The sequence below is a fragment of the Sphingobium algorifonticola genome, assembly GCF_004005485.1.
GTDB lineage: Bacteria > Pseudomonadota > Alphaproteobacteria > Sphingomonadales > Sphingomonadaceae > Sphingobium > Sphingobium algorifonticola.
In genome coordinates, this window is sequence record NZ_RZUL01000001.1 from 979,722 (window position 1) to 998,961 (window position 19,240).

A 19,240-nucleotide genomic window follows, 5' to 3' on the forward strand; every position below is an offset into this window, starting at 1 on the left:
GCCGATGCGGCGGTGCGGCTACCGGTCACCGCGGGGGCGGGCCTGATTGACACCTTGGTCCCTGCGTCCTAGCGGCGGCACATGGCTCCAGCCCCTGCCCCGACAGCTCCTCATTCCGACAGCCGCTTCGGTCTCGGTCGCCAGGTGCGGCTGGACGGACCGTTGCGGCTGGACAGCGGCGTTGCACTTGCGCCAGTCGATATCGCCTATGAAACCTACGGTAGCCTGAACGCCGATCGATCGAACGCCGTGCTGATCTGCCACGCGCTGACCGGGGATCAGTATCTTGCATCCCCGCACCCGCTAACAGGCAAACCCGGTTGGTGGTGGCGGATGGTAGGCGAGGGCAAGCCGGTTGATCCGGCGCGGCATTTCATTGTCTGCGCGAATGTTCTGGGCAGCTGCATGGGATCGAGCGGGCCGGCAAGCGTCGATCCTGTGCGCGACGAACCATTTGCGATGCGCTTTCCCGTCATCACCATCGGCGACATGGTGCGTGCGCAGGCGATGCTGCTCAATCATCTGGGTATAGAACGGCTATCGGCGGTGATCGGGGGATCGATGGGCGGCATGCAGGCGCTCACTTGGCCCACGCTTTATCCAGACCGTGTCGAATCGGCGATCGTCATCGCCTCCACCGCCCGTCATTCCGCCCAGAACATCGCCTTCCATGAAGTCGGGCGGCAGGCGATCATGGCCGATCCGCGCTGGCGCGGCGGCAATTATTATGGCGACAACGATGTGCCGAGCGCAGGCCTTGCCGTCGCGCGCATGGCCGCGCACATTACTTACCTGTCCGAAGCGGGGCTGACGGAAAAGTTCGGTCGCAGACTGCAGGCGCGACCGGACAGTCCCGGCGGGCAAAAGACCTTCGGTTTCGACGCGGATTTTCAGGTTGAAAGCTATTTGCGGCACCAGGGACTGAGCTTCGTCGAGCGGTTCGATGCCAACAGCTATCTCTACATTACCCGCGCCATGGATTATTATGATCTGGCGGAGGATCATGAAGGCAGCCTCGCGCGCGCTTTTGCGCGCACGAAGGCGCGTTTCTGCGTCGTCAGCTTCGACACCGACTGGCTCTATCCGACCGCTGAGTCGCGCGTGATCGTCCATGCCCTCAACGCTTCCGGTGCGCAGGCCAGTTTCGTCGAACTGTCCAGCCCCTTCGGCCATGACGCCTTTCTGCTTGAGGCACCCGAACTCAACCGGGTCGTCGACGGCTTTCTGCGTGCAGGCGAACGATGAACGCCGCGACGCAAGACCTTCGTCCCGACCTCGCCCTGATCGCGCGCAATGTGACCCCCGGCGCGCGGGTGCTCGATATCGGCTGCGGTGACGGGGCGCTGATGGCGGCGCTGCGCGACCGGCGGCAGGTTGACGCACGGGGCCTGGAAATTGATCCGGCGAATGTTGCCGCCGCCGTGGCGCGCGGCCTTTCGGTGGTGCAGGGCGATGCCGATACGGACCTGCATTATTATGGCGCGCGCAGCTTCGATTATGCGATCCTCAGCCAGACGTTGCAGACCACCCGCCGACCCGATCGCGTGGTGGAGGAACTGCTGCGGATTGGGGCGCAGGCCTTTGTCAGCTTTCCCAATTTTGCCCACTGGCGCGGGCGCATGTCATTGGCATTCGGCGGACGGATGCCGGTCACGCGGCTGCTGCCCGACACCTGGTACGACACGCTCAACATCCATCATCTGACAATCGATGACTTCCGGGCGTTGGTGAAGGAACGTGGCTGGTCGATCGACGGACAATGGTTCCTGAACGGGGATCGGGAAACGACGCACACCAACGCCAATCTCTTTGCCCAGCATGCTGTGTTCCTGCTGCGGCGCTAGAGCGATTTCGAGCCCGATAGAATCATCGGGCGATACGGAAATCGCGGTAAACCAATACCATAGAACGGGTTGGCTTGGTGCAGCCAAGAAGAACCCGCGCTAGGGCGCGATGCCGCGCGCCAGCATGTCGTTGGCGATGCGGGCAACCTCGACCGGCGTTTCGCTTTCGTCCCAGACGCCATAGCGCAGGCCCAGAAAGACGTTCATGCCCATGATCGCCCAGGCGTGGACTTCGGTAATGTCGTCCCGCACCTCGCCACGGTCGGCGGCGGCTCTCAGGCGGCGGGTGATGCGGTCGACGGTGGTTTCGTAATGGCTGCGGTAGGCGGCCTGGTCGACGAACTCGGCCTCGTCGATAATGCGATAGATTTCCTTGTGCGCGCGCGCGAACTCCAGAAAGCTCAGCAGCCCCTCGCGTTCGGCGCTGATCTGGTCGGGCGCGGCGGCGATGCGCGGGCCGACATAGTCGCGCACTTGCGCGGACATGTCGGTCACCAGCGCGCGAAACACGGCGTCCTTGGTATCGAAATAGGTGTAAAAGCTGCCCAGCGCGCACCCGGCCCGGCGCGTGATGCCGCTGATCGACCCTTCATGAAATCCCTTTTCGCCAAACTCGGCGGCTGCCGCGTCGAGTATGGCACGACGCGTTCGTTCCCCACGCGCGGTGCGTGGCGCCTTGGCGTCCGTCTGTGGGTCTTCGGCCTTCATCCGCTTCACTCTCCCATCGTGCGACCCGTGCCGTCAAATGCGATTCGCATGATGCCTTAGCCGGATCGGTCCGTGGCCAAAATGTCGCAGCAATCCTGCGCTTTCGATCCCCGGAACCACCAATCATTTTTAAAGTTGAAAGGTGGTTCAACTTTCATTATTGGATTTGATAGAAACTGGCAACCCGCGATGCACGGCCCGCCCGCATCGCACAAAAGGGGACGCCGATCAGGAGAGGAATGATGATGGCTTCGCGGCATGCATTGCGGATTTTGGCTATGGCTTCGGTCGCCTGTGGCGGCCTTTTTCCGGCGTCGCTGGCCGCGCAGGACGCAGCGGTCGAGGCCGGATCAGACGACGGCACAATCGTGGTGACGGCGCGCAGGCGCGAGGAAAGCCTGCTCAATGTGCCGATCGCCGTCACTGCCATCTCCGGTGACACGCTGGAGCGCACGGGCGCCATCGACATCACCGACATTTCCAACAGTGCGCCCAATGTCACGCTCGAAACCTCGCGCGGCACCAATTCGACGCTGACGGCGTTCATCCGCGGCGTGGGTCAGCAGGATCCCGTCGCCGGTTTCGAGGCAGGCGTCGGCCTCTATCTCGATGATGTCTATCTCAACCGGCCGCAGGCGGCGGTGCTCGATATCTATGATGTGGAGCGGATCGAAGTGCTGCGCGGGCCGCAAGGCACGCTCTATGGCCGCAACACCATCGGGGGCGCGGTCAAATATGTGACCAAACGGCTGGGGGATGATCCCATGCTGAAAGTGCGCGGCACATATGGCAGCTACAATCAGGCCGATGGCGTCCTGACCGCCAGCATCCCGGTCGGCGACGGCACGCTGAAGCTGGGCGGCGCGCTCGCACGGCTCAGCCGGGGCGGGTTCGGCGACAATCTGACGACCGGTCAGGAAAACTATAACAAGGACGTGTGGGCCGGTCGCCTGACCGCCCAGGTGGAGGCGAAGGACGCTTTCTTCCGCCTGACCGGCGACTATACCAAGGACAAGAGCAATCCCCGTGGCGGACATCGCCTTATCCCTGGCCTGTTCACCGGCGCGCCGGTGCTGACGGACGTCTATGACAGCCGCGCCGGCCTGCTCGATCCCAAGCAGGATGTGGAGGCCTGGGGCGTATCGCTGTTTGCCGAGTTGCAGCCCACCGACATGCTGACCGTGCGCAGCATCAGCGCCTATCGCAAGGATGACAGCGCGACGCCCATCGATTTCGACTCGCTCGCCGCCGTCGACGTCGATGTCCCGGCATTCTACAACAACAAGCAATTCTCGCAGGAACTGCAACTGCTGATCGATGCGGGCAGTCTTCAGGGGCTGATCGGCGGCTATTTCCTGGATGCCAATGCACGGACGGCCTTCGACGTGCGCCTCCCCAATGGCGTCACGGCACTGACCTTCGGGGATGTCGATACGGAAACCTTCGCGATTTTCGGTGACTTCACCTATGACTTCAGCCCGATGTTCAGTGCGTCGGTCGGCGGGCGCTACACGTGGGACAAGCGCAGCTCGACCATCCTGCGGCAGACCTTTCTGGGTGGCGGATCGCCCTTCTTCGGCGGCAACGGACTGCTGTTTGCGACCACCTCCAGCTTCACCGGTGACAACAGCTTCAAAGAGTTCACGCCGCGCGCGTCGGTCAGCTTCAAGCCCACGCCGGACCATACGCTCTACGCAAGCTATTCCAAAGGCTTCAAGGGTGGCGGCTTCGATCCCCGCGGCGTCAGCACGGCGGCGCCGGACAGCAATGGTGACGGAACGCGCAGCTATCAGGAAATCTTCGACTTCCTCTCGTTCGATCCCGAAACGGTCGACAGCTACGAAGTCGGTTACAAGGCATCGCTGTTCGATCGCCGCCTGACCATGGCGCTGTCCGCGTTCCACGCCGATTACAGCGACGTGCAGGTCCCCGGCTCGGTCGGCACGGTGATCAACGGGCAACAGACCTTCATTGGCGTCACGACCAACGCCGGAAAGGCCCGCATCCGTGGCATCGAATATGAAGGCAATCTCGCCATCGCCCGTGATTTCGCGACCGGCGGCGACCGGCTCGGTTTCAACTGGGCGCTCGGCTATATCGACGCCAAATATACGCGCTTCATCGATGCGCGCGGGATCGACGTGTCCGATCGTCGCAAGTTCCAGAATACGCCCAAATGGACGGCCAGTGGAACGCTTGCCTACAATACGCCCGTCGGCAGTGGCGCGCTCAACGCCAGCACGACGCTCGCCTATCGCAGCGCAAGCCAGCAGTTCGAATTGCGGACGCCGGGGCTGGACCAGGGCCAGTTTGCCCTGTGGGACGCCAGCCTCGTCTGGTCATCGGAGGGCGACCGTCTTTCGCTGGGTGTCCATGGCCGCAATCTGACCAACAAGAAGTATATCGTGTCTGGCTACAACTTCCTCAGCCAGAATCCCGACACCGGCAATTTCAACCGCACGATCGCGGGAAACCTGATTCCGACTTTGGGTCGCGAAGGTGTGCTGACCGCTTATTACGGCAATCCGCGGCAGGTCTTCGTCACCGCAGCCGTCAAGTTCTGAGGCCTTTATCCTTGTCCGTCATGGCCGCTTAGTGCGACAGGGCGGACAAGGGGCATTTCATGGACGATATCTCCACCACAGCAATCCCGGTTACAAAGCCCACCCGGCGCTATCGCGGCGTCGTGCTGGCGATGCTGCTGCTGGTCTATACCTTCAATTTTCTCGATCGGCAGATTCTGGGCATATTGGTCGGTCCGATCAAGGCGGATCTCGGGCTTAACGACACGCAGCTCGGTGCGCTGGGGGGCATTGCCTTTGCCCTGCTCTACACCTCGCTCGGCATTCCGCTGGCGCTGTTGGCCGACCGGACCAGCCGCACCTGGGTCATCACCATTTCGTTGACCGTGTGGAGCGGCTTTACGGCGCTGTGCGGCATCGCCACCAGTTTCTGGCAACTGTTCCTGTTTCGGCTGGGCGTGGGTGTCGGCGAGGCGGGCGGAGTCGCGCCCTCCTATGCCGTCATCGCCGAATATTTCCCCAGCGCCGAACGGGCGCGGGCGCTCGCGATCTATTCGCTGGGTATTCCGCTGGGTTCAGCGGCGGGCGTTTTGCTTGGCGGCTATGTTGCGGCGCTGGTGGAATGGCGCACGGCCTTTCTCGTCGTCGGTATCGCCGGCATTGCCATAGCACCGCTGTTCCGCCTGATCGTGCGCGAGCCGCCCAAGGGGCAGTTCGATGCCATTCCGGTCGAGAAAGCCCCGATAGGCGCCGTTTTCGGCATATTGGCGCGCAAGCGCAGCTTCTGGCTGATTTCCTTCGGTGCCTCCTTCAGTTCGATGTGCGGCTATGGAATCGCGTTCTGGCTCCCCAGCCTGATGCAGCGCAGCTTTGGGCTGGATCTCGTCCAGACCTCGCAATTCTACGGCGCGGTTTTGTTGCTGGGGGGCATTGCAGGTGTGCTTGCCGGAGGCTGGCTGGGCGATTATTTGGGCGCGCGCGATCGGGGCAACTATGTCCGGCTGCCGGCGATCGCCTATCTTCTGGCGATCCCGTTCTTCGCGGCGGGCGTATTGTCATCGTCTGTGACAGCCGCGTTCCTGCTCTTCCTGCTGCCGCAGGCGCTGTCCTATATCTGGATCGGCCCGGTACTGAGCGCCGTGCAGCACCTTGTCCCGCCGCAGATGCGCGCGAGTGCCTCTGCCAGCTTCCTGTTCATCAACAATCTGATCGGCATCGGCCTTGGCACGATGATATTGGGCGCGCTGTCCGATGCGCTGACTGTCCGCTTCGGTGCGGAGGCGCTGCGCTACGCCATACTCTCGGCCCTTGGCTTCTACGCGATTGCGGCCTTGCTGATGGCGCTGGCGGCAAAGGCTCTGCGCAACGACTGGGTCGGCTAGAAATCCGGCTTGTCATAATGCGCGGGCGGGGCGACAATTTCCATTCTTTCGGATAGCAGGGGGCGGAAGGACGGGCGGGATTTGAACCCGGCGTACCACCGTTTCACCGGATCATGGCCCGTCCAGTCGATCCCACCCAGATAATCGGCAACCGAAAGATGGGCAGCAGCGGCAATGTCGGCCAGGCTCATCGTGCCCCCGCCCAGCCAGCTTCGGTGATCCAGCAGATAGTCCATATAGTCCATATGCGTGTTGGCGCGCTTCATCGCCTCGCGCAGCACGCCGCCATCGGGCGACAACCGGTGGACGATGCGCTTCTTCATCCGTTCATGCAGCAGCGGCGCGACGACATCGCCGTAGAAGTTCTGGTCGAACCACGCGACCAGCCGCCGCACTTCGGCCCGCCCTGCCGCCGTGCCGGAAATCAGCGGAAAGCGGTCTATCGTTTCCTCGAAATATTCGCAGATGGCCTGACTGTCGATCAGTGTGACGCCCTTATCGGCATCCACCATCACCGGCGTCGTGCCAGCGGGATTGAGATCCAGGAACTCGTCGCGCATCGCCCAGGGCGATTCGCGCACCAGATCATAGCCGACGCCTTTTTCGCCGAGCAGCAGGCGCACTTTGCGCGAAAAGGGACAGAGCGGAAATTGGTATAGTTGCCACATGCTCTTCTGTTAGGCGCGCCGAGCGGCAGGGGGAAGGCGGAAACAGCCGTGCCGGGCTGTTCCGATCGGCGCGACGCCACCGGATTGCCGGTTTTCGTCCGATTCCCGCCTCTTCGCACAATGAGACAACAGAAACATTTTGTTACAGGATGTTCGCTACGCAGAGCGATTTGGCAGTTATCTGGCTGTTTTGCAGTGCATCGCAGACGGCTGTCATGTCGCATGCCTGACTGTTCAAGCGCAAGGGAGCCGTCGTGTCCGCCCAAAAGTCTCTCTTTTCCACGCTCCGCGCGGATATCCCCGCCTCAATTGTCGTGGCGCTCGTCGCCCTGCCGCTCTGCCTTGGCGTTGCCTTGGCATCCGGCGCACCACTTTTTTCCGGACTGATCGCGGGCATCGTCGGCGGTCTTGTCGTCGGCATTCTCTCCAAATCGCCTCTTTCGGTCAGCGGGCCTGCCGCAGGTCTTACGGTCATTGTTCTGAGTGCCATCGAAAATCTGCCGACCTATGAGGCGTTCCTGCTCGCCGTCGTACTTGCGGGCATCATGCAACTGGCCTTTGCGTTGACACGTTCGGGGGTGCTCAGCGAATTCGTGCCTTCTTCGGTCATCACCGGCATGCTCGCGGCAATCGGCCTCATCCTCATTCTCAAACAGCTTCCGCATGCGCTGGGCTATGACGGCAGCTACGAAGGCAATTTCGACTTTTTCCAGGCTGACGGCTACAATACCTTCTCCGCCATCTGGTACTCCGTCAGCCAGAGTTTCCTTTGGGGGGCGATGCTGATTGCGATCGTCAGCCTCGTCTTTCTGTTCTGGTGGGATCATGCCCGCCCGAAAGAAGGGTTGCTGCGGTTCGTGCCCGGCCCGCTCGTCGTCGTGCTGATCGGTGTGCTCGGTAATTTGCTGTTGGGTCAGGTCGCCCCGGCGCTCGCGATCGAAAAGACACATCTGGTACAGGTGCCGGTAGCCGAGGGTTTCGGCGCGTTTCTGTCGTTCTTCAGCTTTCCGGACTTCACGGCGATCACGAACCCCAGGGTCTGGACTGCGGCGGCGACGCTGGCGATCGTCGCCAGCCTCGAATCGCTGCTGTGTATCAAGGCTGTCGATGAACTCGACCCGCGCCGCCGCACCACGGACAAGAACTGGGAGCTGCTGGCGCAGGGCGGCGGCAACATCGTTTCGGGGATGATCGGCGGCATTCCCATCACCTCGGTGATCGTCCGGTCCTCGGCCAATGTCGACGCTGGCGCGGAAAGCAAGATGTCGGCAATCCTCCACGGCTTCTGGCTGCTGCTCAGCGTTCTGCTGATCCCTGCGGTCCTCAACCTCATCCCGCTTTCGGCGCTGGCGGCCGTGCTGATTGCCACGGGATACAAGCTCACCAAGCCGAAGCTGTTCGTGGAGCGGTACAAGCAAGGCTGGACGCAGTTCATTCCCTTCGTCGTGACCGTCACCGCCATATTGTTTACCGATCTGCTGATCGGCATCGGCATCGGTCTGGTCGTCGGTTTCGTGTTCGTGATCGCGCGCAACTTCCGCCCGGCGATCACTTTTATTGCAGAGGATAGCGATTGCATCATCCGCGCGCGCCGCAACCTCTACTTCATTCACAAATATGAGCTGCAAAAGGCGCTCAATCGCGTGCCGGATGATTGCGCGCTGCTGATCGACCTGTCCTCGACAAACTATGTCGATCTCGACAATGTCGACATCATCAATGCCTTCATCAAGGGCGCGTCCTATCGCAACATCACTGTGCGGGTACGCGCCGACATTGCCGAGCGCGTGTCGCCGCTGATCAACGCCAAGGAAACCGGGGTGCGCTTCGCATGAAAAGCTACAAGCAACTGCTTCTCGCCAACAAGGCTTGGTCCATGGAACTGAAGGAGGAGAATCCCGACTTCTTCAAGCGCCAGCTCAATGGCCAGATGCCCGATTTCCTCTGGATCGGCTGCTCCGACAGTCGCGTCAATCCCGAACAGATGACGATGACGCCACCTGGCGGCATGTTCATTCACCGCAATATCGCCAATCTGGTGAATGAAGACGACATCAACCTGATGTCGGTCCTTCAATATGCCGTCGCTGTGTTGCAGGTGAAGCATGTCATCATCTGCGGCCATTATGGGTGCGGTGGCATCATGGCCGCCTATGATGGGCAGGTCGACGGACCGGTCGATATCTGGCTGGAAAATGCGCGTGCCGTGCGCGAGAACCATAGCGCCGAAATCTACAACGCGGGCGATCGCGAGGCCCAGGTCAACCGGTTCGTCGAAGTCAATGTGCGCGACCAGCTCGTAAAGCTCGCGCAGACGAAGACAGTGCAGGCGGCCTTCGCTGCAGGTCAGCCGCTGGCGCTCCACGGCTGGGTGTATGATCTGCGCGATGGTCTCATCAAGCCGCTCATGGAAATCGATGCCCGCACCCGGCTCGAAACGATCGGTCAGCCCGAACGCGTACTGCTGTAAGGCTCGACGCATTGTCATGATGCGTCCCCTTGACGATTTGCCGTCCCCTGTGGCAGGGCCGCGCTTCGGCATGGTATAGCCACGGTTGCCTAACATGCGCCGGAAAAGCGGGTATAGCTCAATGGTAGAGCACTAGCCTTCCAAGCTTGTGATGCGGGTTCGATCCCCGCTACCCGCTCCAATATTTCCTCATTCCATCCGCATCGCTTCCCGCGCCAGTTCTTCGGCCTCCGTCAGCAGCGTGTCGTCCGTGGCGCGGGTGCCAACCGCTTCGCGGCCCATCAGGATCAGTGTCGGCACCGCCAGCGGGCTGACGCGATCCAGCGTCACATGCAGCATGGTGTCCGCCGCCCGGTCCAGCAGGTCGCCCAAGCGCCCCACGTCGGTCATCCGCGCGCGGGCATCGGCCCAGGCGGCGTCCATCAGCATATGGTCCGGTTCATATTTGCGCAGCACGTCATAGATGAGATCGGTCGAGAAGGTCACCTGCCGCCCGCTTTTGCGTTTGCCCGGATGCTGCCGCTCGATCAGGCCGCTGATAACGGCGACATCCCGAAATGCGCGCCGTAGCAGGCTCGACTGCTCGACCCAATCGATGAACTCATGCGCCAATATGTCGCGCGTAAACAGGCCGCGCGGATCGGTGACTGGCTTCAGGCTGCTGATCGCCAGGGCATAATCGTTCGAAACGAAGCCCAGCGGCATCTGGCCTTGCGCCTCCATGCGGCGCGTGAGCAGCATGCCCAGCGACTGGTGGGCGTTCCATCCCTCGAAACTGTAGCAGACGAGATATTCTCGTCCCTCGTGGGGAAATGTCTCGACCAGCAACTGGCCCGGCTGCGGGAGAGCCGATCGCGCCTGCTGCACTTCCAGCCATTCCCGCACATCATCGGGAAAGCGCGGCCATTGCCCCGGGTCCGACAGGAACCCGCGCACCCGATCGGCCAGCCGCGTCGACATCGCCATGCGCGTGCCGCCCCAGCTCGGGATGCGTGCCGGGCGGCTGGTCGCGCGCACGATCAGGTCGGCCGCATCCATCTTCACCACTTCCAGCGCCATGCCGGAAAAGAAGAAACAATCCTTAGGAGCCAGCTGCGCGGCAAAGCCTTCCTCGACAGTACCCAGCTTGCGCCCGTTGGCGAAGCGCACCGTCAGGACCGGCTGATCGACGATGATACCGGCGTTGAGCCGGTGCTGCGCGATGAATTGCGGATGCGCGATCCGCCACCGGCCATCGGCATCCTGCACCAGCCGTTTGAACCGGTCATAGGCCCGGAGGGCATAGCCGCCACCAGCGATGAAATGCAGTACACGCCGAAAGTCGTCGTCCGTCAGCGCGCTATAGGGTAGCGCCGACCGCACTTCCGCCAGCAATGCATCCTCCGCGAACGGCCCGGCGCACGCGATCCCCATCACATGCTGTGCCAATACGTCGAGTGCCCCGGGACGGAAATCGTCCGCATCGCGCTCACCGGCCTCGACAGCGTCCAGCGCAGCCCGCGCCTCCAGATATTCGAAGCGGTTGCCCGGAATGAGGATCGCCTCACTTGGGCAATCGAGCCGGTGATTGGCCCGGCCGATCCGCTGAAGCAGGCGGGAGCTGCCCTTGGGTGCCCCCATCTGGATCACGCAGTCGACATCACCCCAATCGACACCCAGATCGAGGCTGGCGGTGGCGACCAGCCCGCGCAGCTTGCCTGCCGCCATGGCGCTTTCGACCTTGCGGCGCGCCTCGCGCGACAGGCTGCCATGATGGATACCGATCGGCAGATTGGCGTCATTGACGGCCCATAGTTCCTGAAAGATCAGCTCGGCCAGCCCGCGCGTGTTGCAAAAGACCAATGTGGTGCGGCGACGGGCGATCTCCGCCATCACTTGCGCCGCGGCATATTTGCCCGAATGGCCAGACCAGGGCACGCGGCCCTCCGGTATCAATATGTCGATCACCGGTTCGGCGCCCGCTTCGCCTACCACCGTTTCGACCATGTCGATATCGCCATCGGGGGCCAGCCAGGCGCGATATCCGTCGATGTCCGCCACCGTTGCCGACAGGGCGACGCGGCGCATGGCGGGCTGGATCGTCTGCAGTCGCGCCAGGCACAGGCTCAGCAGGTCCCCGCGCTTCTGTGTGGCAAAGGCATGGACTTCATCGACGATCACCGTGCGCAGGTCGGCAAAAAGAAAGGCGGCATCGGCATGGCTGAGCAGCAGCGAAAGCGATTCGGGCGTCGTCAGCAATATCTGTGGCGGATTCACCCGCTGCCGCGCCTTGCGGTCGGCAGGGGTGTCACCGGTGCGAGTCTCGACCCGGATCGGCAGGTTCATGTCGGCGATGGGGTTCAGCAGATTGCGCTGCACGTCCACGGCAAGCGCCTTCAAAGGGGAGACATAGAGGCTGTGCAACCCCTGCGCCGGATTGTCGATCAGATCGGCGAGTACCGGCAGAAATCCGGCCAGCGTCTTGCCCGCCCCGGTCGGCGCCACCAGCAGCGCATGCCGCCCCGCCCGGGCCGCCGCGAGCATGTCGCGCTGATGACGGCGCATCGCCCATTGGCGGGCGGCGAACCAGTCGGTCAGGGCGGAGGGAAGCGGCGGGGACATGAGCGCGCCATACTATATCATGAGCGCTATGCCATGCAGTGGATCAGGGCGTCTCAGGCTTTTCAAGAAAGGTCAGCGCGACATAAGGATCGATCATGCGCGCCGCACCAAGGTCGGCCGTGCCACCGGCCGTATCGCCATTGCGCATTTTCGCCAGTCCGCGGCCATAGAGCGATGGCGCGAGCCGCGGCTGTCTGGCGAGCACAGCCGAATAGCGGCTGATCGCCAGCGCATTATTCCCTTGGCGCAACGCGACATAGGCATGGCTGTCGGCTATTGCGCTGCTATCAGGCGCCGCTTTAATCGCTGCCGTGCAGTCGGCATCCGCCTGATCGAGATCGAACCCGGCGAGTGCGGCTGACCAGCACAGGCTGTTGCGCTCGCCTGCCCTGTTGCCCGCCTTCACACGCAATGCTGCGAAGGCGTCGCGTGCTTCCGCAGACCTTTCGTTTCTGGCAAGTAGCATGGCGTGATCGATACGCAGCGCAACATTGTCCGGATCGGCTTTGCGTTGCGTGTCCATAAAGGCGAGTGCCTCCTCAGGACGCCCGGCCCACGAAAGAATGGTGATCTTCCGCGAAATGCTGTCTCCGGCACCGGGCGATAATGTCAGCAATTGATCAATGTCGGCCAGGGCTTTTTCCGTCTCGCCCAGCAATGCATAAGCGGAACTGCGCTGGAACAAGGCGTATCGATTGTCCTTGCGAAGATCGATTGCGCGGCTGAGGGACGCGATGGCTGATGGGAAGTCGCCGCGCCTCGCCGCGAGGGCTGCGCGACCGTGCTGCACGACAAAATTGCTGGCGTCCTTTGCGCCTGCCTTGTCCAGATCAGCCTGCGCGGCATCGAGCTTGCCGTCCATTGCGAGGCTCATGCCGCGATGCGCCAGCGCGTTGTTATCGTCAGGGGTCTTTTCCAAGACCGCAGAAAAGTCGGCGACTGCGGCAGGATAATCGCCCTGGTCCAGAAACAGGTTGCCACGTCGGAAAAAATCCTGTGCCGTTTCCGGCTTGCGGGCAATCATGGCGGCTGTTTCTTCCGGGGTGCGCGTATAATGCCCTGCCGTGTTCACAAACAGCCGCACCTTGCTCATCGCTTCCCATTCCTTCGCCGCGATCAGCGCCTCCGCCAGCGGGATCTCCGGTTGCAGGCTGCGGCTCGACGCTTCCATGACGACCGCGCCGTCGACTATGCCGACCTTCCGGTGGAAGGCAAAACCGCCGACGGTCTTGTCAATATCCGCGTCGGTCACTGTAAAGCCCTTGCCGTTCCACGGCAGCCGGATCGTTTCTCTTGAGCTGGTGTATTGCGGAAAGGACAGCCGCACCGGTGCGTCGGCGCCATAGCCGGGGTCTCGCGCATAGTCCGATCCCGACCACCCCAGCCCTGCCCCGTCCAGCTCATAGCCGCTGCTCGTCCAGTCGAGATCGGCCGTGCCGTCCATGGTGAGTTGCAACACGCCCGTCGCCGTGTCGAAGGTCCAGTCGACCAGTTCCGGCGTGACGAAGCTGTATTGCTTGGTCCAATAGGCCTTGAGCGTCTTTTCGCGTTCAGACGGCGCGATCGTGTCGAGCTGCGCCTTGAGCGCCACAGCCTGATCGCCCCGCACGATTTGGTCCACCTCGAAAGGTGCGGGCAGGGAAATGCCCCGCGTAGCATTGACGCGGATTTCAGTATGCTCTGTCGGCTCGCTTAATGGCATCTGGTCCAGCCGCTCCAGGCGGCTATCGTCCGCCCGTACCGGCAACGCCCACTGAAATGGTGGAACAGACAGGCTCTGGAGGCCACGATCACCGGTGCGCGTTCCATCCATCCAATATGTCTTGCCCGCGATCTGCGCGCGTACGAGAATATGGTCGAACAGGCCGACCAGCGGCAGGCGTGCATCCAGCCCGTCGCCCAGATTGGTACTGACCAGCGCCGGTTCCGCATCGATCTCGAGCGCGTGGAGCATCGCGAGAAGCAGCGCCGTCTTGCCCTTGCAATCCGCAAATCGGCGCCCCCAGCTCGTGGCTGCATCCGCCGGCACCAGATTGCCGCTGTTCATGCCCTGATAGACATAGCGCACACGGTCCTGCACAAGTTTCAGCGCCGCCCCGGCGCGGCCCGCCGGGTCACTGTGGGCTGCGCGAATCTTTTCGACTTCCGCTGCCAGCGGCGATCTAGAAGGTATCGTCGCGGCCTCTTTATAAAGCGGCATCATCAGGGCTGCGATGTCGCCCCATTGGGCAAAATCGGAAAACTCGACAAACCGCAACGGATTGAATCGACCCGGCGCGCCCTTGGGATAGGCAATCTCCGGCAGACCGGTGACGTCCAGAGAGAGGATCGTTTCACCCCGCGTCTTGGTGACGCGCAGATCAGGAAGCGTTGCGCTTTTGCGCCATCGGACTGGCCGGTTGTCCGCCCAGCTCGCCCGCAGCGTCAGCCGCGTCGCCGGTCCGGTGACGATCGGACCCAGAAAGAGTTCGTTGTGGTCCTTCAGAACCGGATCGCGCGTCGTGATGGTCACGGCAAAATCCAGAATATCGCCGACCTGCAATCCTTCCGGCTGGATCGTGGCGGTCAGCACACCGTCCAGCATTGCTGCTTCCAGATTGTTTTCCCGCCGCAAGACAGTGAACGTCTGGCCGTTGGCAAGAATGTCGATCGTTTCCGCGCCGCGCCGGATGGCCAGCCGATGCACTGTCAGGCTGCTGGTGTCGGGCGACCAGGGAATGCTCACAGTGCCCAGCGCGGCCAGCCCCTGCGGCGTTTCGATCCGTACGCTGCTGGCGGCATAACGGGCGCTGCCTTCCGCCGTAAAGCGCGCTTGCATGTCCAGGCTGATCAGGGTGGCAGGCAAGCCTGTTGCAGGCGCGGCGGTCTTCTTGCCGGTCTTGATGGTCGCTTCTGCGGGCGGGAGCGGCATGACCCAGCTGTCTGGCGGGGCTATGATCGGGGCGGAATTGGCCGACATCTGGGCCTGCGCAGGGGCAGCGACTAACAAGAGAATCGCCAAAGCGGAGCGCAGCAGGACGTGGTGCATCGGTGCAGCTTAACGCACCGTCCACAGCGCGCAAGCATCCGTCGTACAAAGCAAACGACTTGCCGCACGACGCAAAAAAAGGCCGCCCCGAGGGACGGCCTGAAAAGTTTTAGGAGAGGATGCCTGAAAGGCCCGATTGTTGTGCATCGCAACAGTTGTTCCCGCAAATGCGAAAAACGAAGCAACGATTGCAAAAAATGCAAGTCTACCTAAATGCTAGACTTCCGTAAGGGAAAGCAACGAAGTGACCTGATATTTCTGCTAGGTTTTTCGACACGATATTGCCCCCCGCGGGTTCAATGTGCCGCTTGCGGTCCCCGTGCCAGACCCGATTCTGCCAATTGCGAATCGATCTGGTCCATAAGACGCGCCAGACCCGCTTCGTCCTTGGCCTCAGCGCGTGCAACCAGCACATCCTGGGTATTGGACGCGCGCAGCAGCCACCAACCATCGGGCGTATTGACGCGTGCGCCATCCGTGTCGTTGACGGTGGCACCTGCCGCCTTCAATCGCGCGAGCACTTCGTCGATCACGGCAAACTTGCGGCTTTCGTCAACCTGAAAGCGCATTTCCGGCGTATTCACCATCGCGGGCATCTCGCCGCGCAACTGCGTCACGCTCTTGCCCAGCGCCGTTGCCGCGCGAATCAGGCGAACAGCCGCGTACAGCGCATCGTCGAAGCCGTAATATTCATGCTTGAAGAACACGTGGCCGCTCATTTCGCCTGCTAGCGGGCTACCAGTTTCCTTCATTTTCGACTTGATGAGGCTGTGTCCCGTCTTCCACATCAGCGGCACGCCGCCCAGTTCGGCGACGCGGTCGTACAGCGCCTGGCTGGCCTTGACGTCGGCGATGATCGTGGCGCCGGGCAGTTCCTTCAATACCGGCTCGGCATAAATGGCGAGCAGCTGATCACCCCAGATGACCCGGCCTTCGCCGTCGATTGCACCGATCCGGTCCCCATCGCCATCGAAGGCCACACCGAAATCGAGCTTCTTTTCCGCGACTAACGCCTTCAGATCGGCCAGATTCTTCTCTTCGGTGGGATCGGGATGATGATTGGGAAAATTGCCGTCGACATCGGTGAACAGCGTATGATGCTCGCCCGGGATCAGCTTGATCAGCTTCTCGACGATCGGTCCGGCCACGCCGTTGCCTGCATCCCAGCCGATGCGATAGGCCGCGCCATCAAATCCCTCGACAAGGCGCGCGACATACTGGTCCATGATGTCGACGCTTTCGGAGCCTGCGGTGCCATCATCCCAGTCACCTTGCGCCGCCATCGTGCCGAGGGTTTGAATATCCGCGCCAAAGAACGGACGACCCTGGAACACCATCTTGAAGCCATTGTAGTTGGCGGGATTGTGGCTGCCGGTTATCTCTATGCCGCCGTCCACATCCAGCACGGCCTCGGCATAATATAGCATCGGCGTCGGTCCCTCGCCGATCCGCACCGCGTGAATGCCGCTGTCGTTGAGTCCGCTGACCAGGGCCGCTTCCAGGATCGGCGAACTGACACGGCCATCATAGCCAACGGCGACCTTCCGGCCACCGGCTCGGCCAATCAGCGTGCCGAAGCCGCGGCCTATGGCATAGGCATCCTGTTCGCCAAGTGTTTCGCCGATGATGCCGCGAATGTCATATTCGCGCAGGGATGTGGGATGAAAGGCGTGCGTCATGCAAAATCCTGTCGTTGGAGATAGGTCGGATGAGTGGGGTTAAGTTGATGAAACGGGTTTCGCGACTAGGGATCAGACGATTCGGCCGGGGGTTTCGTCAAAGCTTCATGCCGCAACAAGAGATCGCGCGCAGCATTGATTTTGGCCGCCAGCGCCTCTGTCCCTCCCTTGTCGGGATGGACCGTTGCAATCAGCCGACGATGCGCGGCGCGCACCGCTTCGGCATCGGCATATGGCCCAAGGCCCAGCAGCGCCCGCGCCTCGGCCACGTCGGCAGCCGCAACCGGATGTGACGCTCTGGGCGCTGGTTTGCGCAGCTTGAGACCGGCATAGCCCAGCGACACGATCAAGGGGATGGCGCCGATCAGCGGCTTGCCCTTGGCGGCCATAACCGCGCCGACCACCGCAATGCCCAGCATCACGCCATCTTTCGCTGTCATGCGTTGCAACCGTCCCGTCCATAGCAGCCAGCCGACGAAGCCGATAACGATGAGAGCGAAGAAGCCCATCAGGCGTCGCTGGTCATGGCTGCGTTATGGCGTTCATCAGCCTCTGCCGCCCGGATCATCTCTGCCGTCATGCCTTCATTGTCCTGCACCACGGCCGGAAGGGCGAGGCCGGCCACCATCTCGCGCAGTTCCTGCCTGGCGGCGATGTGGCTGACGCCCAGTTCGCCCAGATGCCCTTTGTCTAGCAGGGTGAGGCCCGAGGGAAACAGTTCGCGGTAGATAACACGCTCCGAAAGCCCCGGTATCACGCGAAAGCCGACCCGGCGGGACAATTCGGTCAGCGCATCGCCGACGCGTTTCTTGTTGCGCGCGTCATGATGCTGAACGCGGTTGCGCAGGACAACCCAGTCGATCGACACGCCGTCGGCTTTCGCACGGCTCTTGCGCGCCTCGAAAATCAGCTCGGAATAAAAGGACAGTCTTTTGACCTTGAATGTCTCCGCATCCACCTGTCCGATCAGATCGAAATCGACGAAGCTGTCGTTCATCGGCGTCACCAGCGTGTGCGCCTGTGCGGCCATGGCGCGCGCGAACATGTCGTCGCGTCCCGGCGTATCGACGATCAGGAAATCCTTGCCCAGCGCCACGGCGGCCGCCTCTTCCGCCAGCGCATCCAGGCTGTCGCCCTGTAGCACGGCAAAGTCCGGCGCGGGCAACAGGATGCCGCGCCGCCGCGCCGTCTCGCCCCGATTTTCCATATAGCGCGTCACTGTCCGCTGCCGCGGATCGAGATCGATCATGCCGACCTTGTGCCCCTGGCTGGCCAGCGCCACGGCGACATGAACGGCGGTCGTCGATTTGCCGGTGCCGCCCTTTTCATTGGCAAAGACGATGGTGTGCGCCGTGTGGCTTGCCATTGGACCTGCGCTTCCCTGTTCCATTGTGCGTGTGATTGTTTGATTCTTGACCCGCCGGGGCTTCCGGCCCTAGCGACATCGCATCCTCCCGCCCTTATCGGAGCCACCCGCCGCGTGCAAATCCTGCGTGACATTCCCGCCCTTCGTACGGCCCTATCCCGGCTGCGCGCCGATGGTGGTCGCATTGCGCTGGTGCCGACCATGGGGGCGTTGCATGACGGGCATATGGCATTGGTCATGGAAGCCCGGCGGCAGGCCGATCATGTCGTCGCATCGATCTTCGTCAATCCGCGGCAATTTGGCCCCAATGAGGATCTGGCGGCCTATCCCCGACGGGAAGCGAGCGATAGCCGGATGCTGGCGGACGCAGGCGTCGCAATCCTGTGGGCGCCGCCGATTGATGTCATGTATCCGCCAGGCTTTGCGTCGAATCTGTCGATCTGGGGCGTCAGCGAAGGGCTGGACGGTGCCGCGCGGCCCGGCCATTTCGACGGCGTTGCCACGGTCGTGGCGAAGCTGTTCAACCAGGTCGCGCCCGATGTGGCGCTGTTCGGGGAAAAGGATTTTCAGCAGCTTGCCGTCATCCGGCGGATGGTCGCCGATCTGGACATGGCCATATCTATCGTCGGTGTCCCGACGCAGCGGGCTGAGGATGGGCTCGCACTGTCCAGCCGCAATGCCTATCTTACCAAGCAGGAGCGCAAGGATGCGCTCGCCCTGCCCCGTGCCCTTGGCGAGGCAGCCCGCCAGATCGGCAGGGGCGTGGCGGTCCGCGACGCGCTGGAGGCCGCAGAAGCCCTGATTCTCGGCCATGGCTTCGCTTCGGTCGACTATGTTGCCCTGTGCGATGCGGCAACGCTGCGCCCGATGGACCGGCTCGACCGACCTGCCCGCCTACTCGCTGCCGCGCGGATTGGCGGCACACGCCTGATCGACAACATCGCGCTCGATCCTGCATAAACCCGCTACCCT

The 19,240-nt window shown here is 62.3% G+C and carries 14 protein-coding genes and 1 tRNA gene; 8 read left to right on the forward strand and 7 right to left on the reverse strand.

Annotated features, from left to right (window positions below; all coding sequences use genetic code 11):
* The first annotated feature begins 81 nt into the window (after positions 1–81).
* Both metX and metW read left to right on the forward strand, forming a co-directional pair.
* A complete protein-coding gene (gene metX / locus ENE74_RS04525) occupies positions 82–1,245 on the forward strand; it encodes a homoserine O-acetyltransferase MetX (RefSeq protein WP_127689394.1) in 1,164 nt (387 codons plus the stop codon).
* The gene (gene metW / locus ENE74_RS04530; RefSeq protein WP_127689395.1) at positions 1,242–1,844 is read left to right on the forward strand and encodes a methionine biosynthesis protein MetW; all 603 of its coding nucleotides are present in this window, start codon (positions 1,242–1,244) and stop codon (positions 1,842–1,844) included. The genes metX and metW overlap by 4 nt, the downstream gene beginning before the upstream one ends.
* Before the next feature lie 99 nt (positions 1,845–1,943).
* Here the strand turns inward: metW and ENE74_RS04535 are convergent, their stop codons facing one another.
* On the reverse strand, positions 1,944–2,552 hold the full coding sequence (locus tag ENE74_RS04535; protein WP_127689396.1) for a TetR/AcrR family transcriptional regulator: 609 nt from the start codon (positions 2,550–2,552) through the stop codon (positions 1,944–1,946).
* A gap of 245 nt (positions 2,553–2,797) precedes the next feature.
* Between ENE74_RS04535 and ENE74_RS04540 the strand changes: the two genes are divergently transcribed.
* Together ENE74_RS04540 and ENE74_RS04545 are read left to right on the forward strand one after the other, a co-directional pair.
* Positions 2,798–5,116 carry a TonB-dependent receptor gene (locus tag ENE74_RS04540; RefSeq protein ID WP_127689583.1) on the forward strand — a complete coding sequence of 773 codons (2,319 nt, stop codon included), beginning with the start codon at positions 2,798–2,800 and terminating at the stop codon, positions 5,114–5,116.
* A gap of 59 nt (positions 5,117–5,175) precedes the next feature.
* A complete protein-coding gene (locus tag ENE74_RS04545) occupies positions 5,176–6,456 on the forward strand; it encodes a spinster family MFS transporter (protein ID WP_127689397.1) in 1,281 nt (426 codons plus the stop codon).
* Here ENE74_RS04545 and ENE74_RS04550 read toward each other — a convergent pair.
* Positions 6,453–7,124 (reverse strand): glutathione S-transferase family protein, encoded by a 672-nt coding sequence (locus tag ENE74_RS04550; RefSeq protein ID WP_127689398.1) that lies wholly within the window; start codon positions 7,122–7,124, stop codon positions 6,453–6,455. The two genes, ENE74_RS04545 and ENE74_RS04550, sit on opposite strands and share 4 nt — an antisense overlap.
* A gap of 254 nt (positions 7,125–7,378) precedes the next feature.
* Here ENE74_RS04550 and ENE74_RS04555 point away from each other — a divergent pair, with 254 nt between their 5' ends.
* From ENE74_RS04555 to ENE74_RS04565, 3 genes are all read left to right on the forward strand, one after another.
* Complete coding sequence (locus ENE74_RS04555) at positions 7,379–8,959, forward strand: SulP family inorganic anion transporter (protein WP_127689399.1); 1,581 nt, start codon at positions 7,379–7,381, stop codon at positions 8,957–8,959.
* Entirely contained in the window at positions 8,956–9,594 is a 639-nt protein-coding gene (locus ENE74_RS04560; protein ID WP_127689400.1) for a carbonic anhydrase, read from the forward strand. Before ENE74_RS04555 ends, ENE74_RS04560 begins: the two co-directional genes overlap by 4 nt.
* Before the next feature lie 107 nt (positions 9,595–9,701).
* A tRNA-Gly gene (locus tag ENE74_RS04565) sits at positions 9,702–9,775 on the forward strand.
* 8 nt (positions 9,776–9,783) lie between these two features.
* Here ENE74_RS04565 and ENE74_RS04570 read toward each other — a convergent pair.
* From ENE74_RS04570 to ENE74_RS04590, 5 genes are all read right to left on the reverse strand, one after another.
* Positions 9,784–12,195: a ligase-associated DNA damage response DEXH box helicase gene (locus tag ENE74_RS04570; protein ID WP_127689401.1), complete on the reverse strand. Its 2,412-nt coding sequence runs from the start codon at positions 12,193–12,195 to the stop codon at positions 9,784–9,786.
* Positions 12,196–12,238: 43 nt separating this feature from the next.
* Positions 12,239–15,106, reverse strand: coding sequence for a DUF3857 domain-containing protein (locus ENE74_RS04575; RefSeq protein WP_164847375.1), 2,868 nt, complete (start codon positions 15,104–15,106; stop codon positions 12,239–12,241).
* Between the two features lie 413 nt (positions 15,107–15,519).
* Complete coding sequence (gene pgmG, locus ENE74_RS04580) at positions 15,520–16,902, reverse strand: phosphoglucomutase/phosphomannomutase PgmG (RefSeq protein ID WP_127689403.1); 1,383 nt, start codon at positions 16,900–16,902, stop codon at positions 15,520–15,522.
* Between the two features lie 65 nt (positions 16,903–16,967).
* A complete protein-coding gene (locus ENE74_RS04585; RefSeq protein WP_127689404.1) occupies positions 16,968–17,411 on the reverse strand; it encodes a J domain-containing protein in 444 nt (147 codons plus the stop codon).
* Entirely contained in the window at positions 17,411–18,268 is an 858-nt protein-coding gene (locus ENE74_RS04590) for a division plane positioning ATPase MipZ (protein WP_127689405.1), read from the reverse strand. Before ENE74_RS04590 ends, ENE74_RS04585 begins: the two co-directional genes overlap by 1 nt.
* Before the next feature lie 114 nt (positions 18,269–18,382).
* On the opposite strand from ENE74_RS04590, the gene panC reads away from it, so the two are divergent.
* On the forward strand, positions 18,383–19,228 hold the full coding sequence (panC, locus tag ENE74_RS04595) for a pantoate--beta-alanine ligase (protein ID WP_127689406.1): 846 nt from the start codon (positions 18,383–18,385) through the stop codon (positions 19,226–19,228).
* Positions 19,229–19,240 lie beyond the last annotated feature (12 nt).

Coding starts and splice junctions, on each gene's coding strand:
- pgmG (WP_127689403.1), bottom strand. CDS start 16,902: ATGACGCACGCCTTTCATCCCACATCCCTGCGCGAATATGACATTCGC.
- ENE74_RS04545 (WP_127689397.1), top strand. CDS start 5,176: ATGGACGATATCTCCACCACAGCAATCCCGGTTACAAAGCCCACCCGG.
- ENE74_RS04560 (WP_127689400.1), top strand. CDS start 8,956: ATGAAAAGCTACAAGCAACTGCTTCTCGCCAACAAGGCTTGGTCCATG.
- metX (WP_127689394.1), top strand. CDS start 82: ATGGCTCCAGCCCCTGCCCCGACAGCTCCTCATTCCGACAGCCGCTTC.
- ENE74_RS04575 (WP_164847375.1), bottom strand. CDS start 15,106: ATGCCGCTCCCGCCCGCAGAAGCGACCATCAAGACCGGCAAGAAGACC.
- ENE74_RS04590 (WP_127689405.1), bottom strand. CDS start 18,268: ATGGCAAGCCACACGGCGCACACCATCGTCTTTGCCAATGAAAAGGGC.
- ENE74_RS04585 (WP_127689404.1), bottom strand. CDS start 17,411: ATGGGCTTCTTCGCTCTCATCGTTATCGGCTTCGTCGGCTGGCTGCTA.
- ENE74_RS04535 (WP_127689396.1), bottom strand. CDS start 2,552: ATGAAGGCCGAAGACCCACAGACGGACGCCAAGGCGCCACGCACCGCG.
- metW (WP_127689395.1), top strand. CDS start 1,242: ATGAACGCCGCGACGCAAGACCTTCGTCCCGACCTCGCCCTGATCGCG.
- ENE74_RS04550 (WP_127689398.1), bottom strand. CDS start 7,124: ATGTGGCAACTATACCAATTTCCGCTCTGTCCCTTTTCGCGCAAAGTG.
- ENE74_RS04570 (WP_127689401.1), bottom strand. CDS start 12,195: ATGTCCCCGCCGCTTCCCTCCGCCCTGACCGACTGGTTCGCCGCCCGC.
- ENE74_RS04540 (WP_127689583.1), top strand. CDS start 2,798: ATGGCTTCGCGGCATGCATTGCGGATTTTGGCTATGGCTTCGGTCGCC.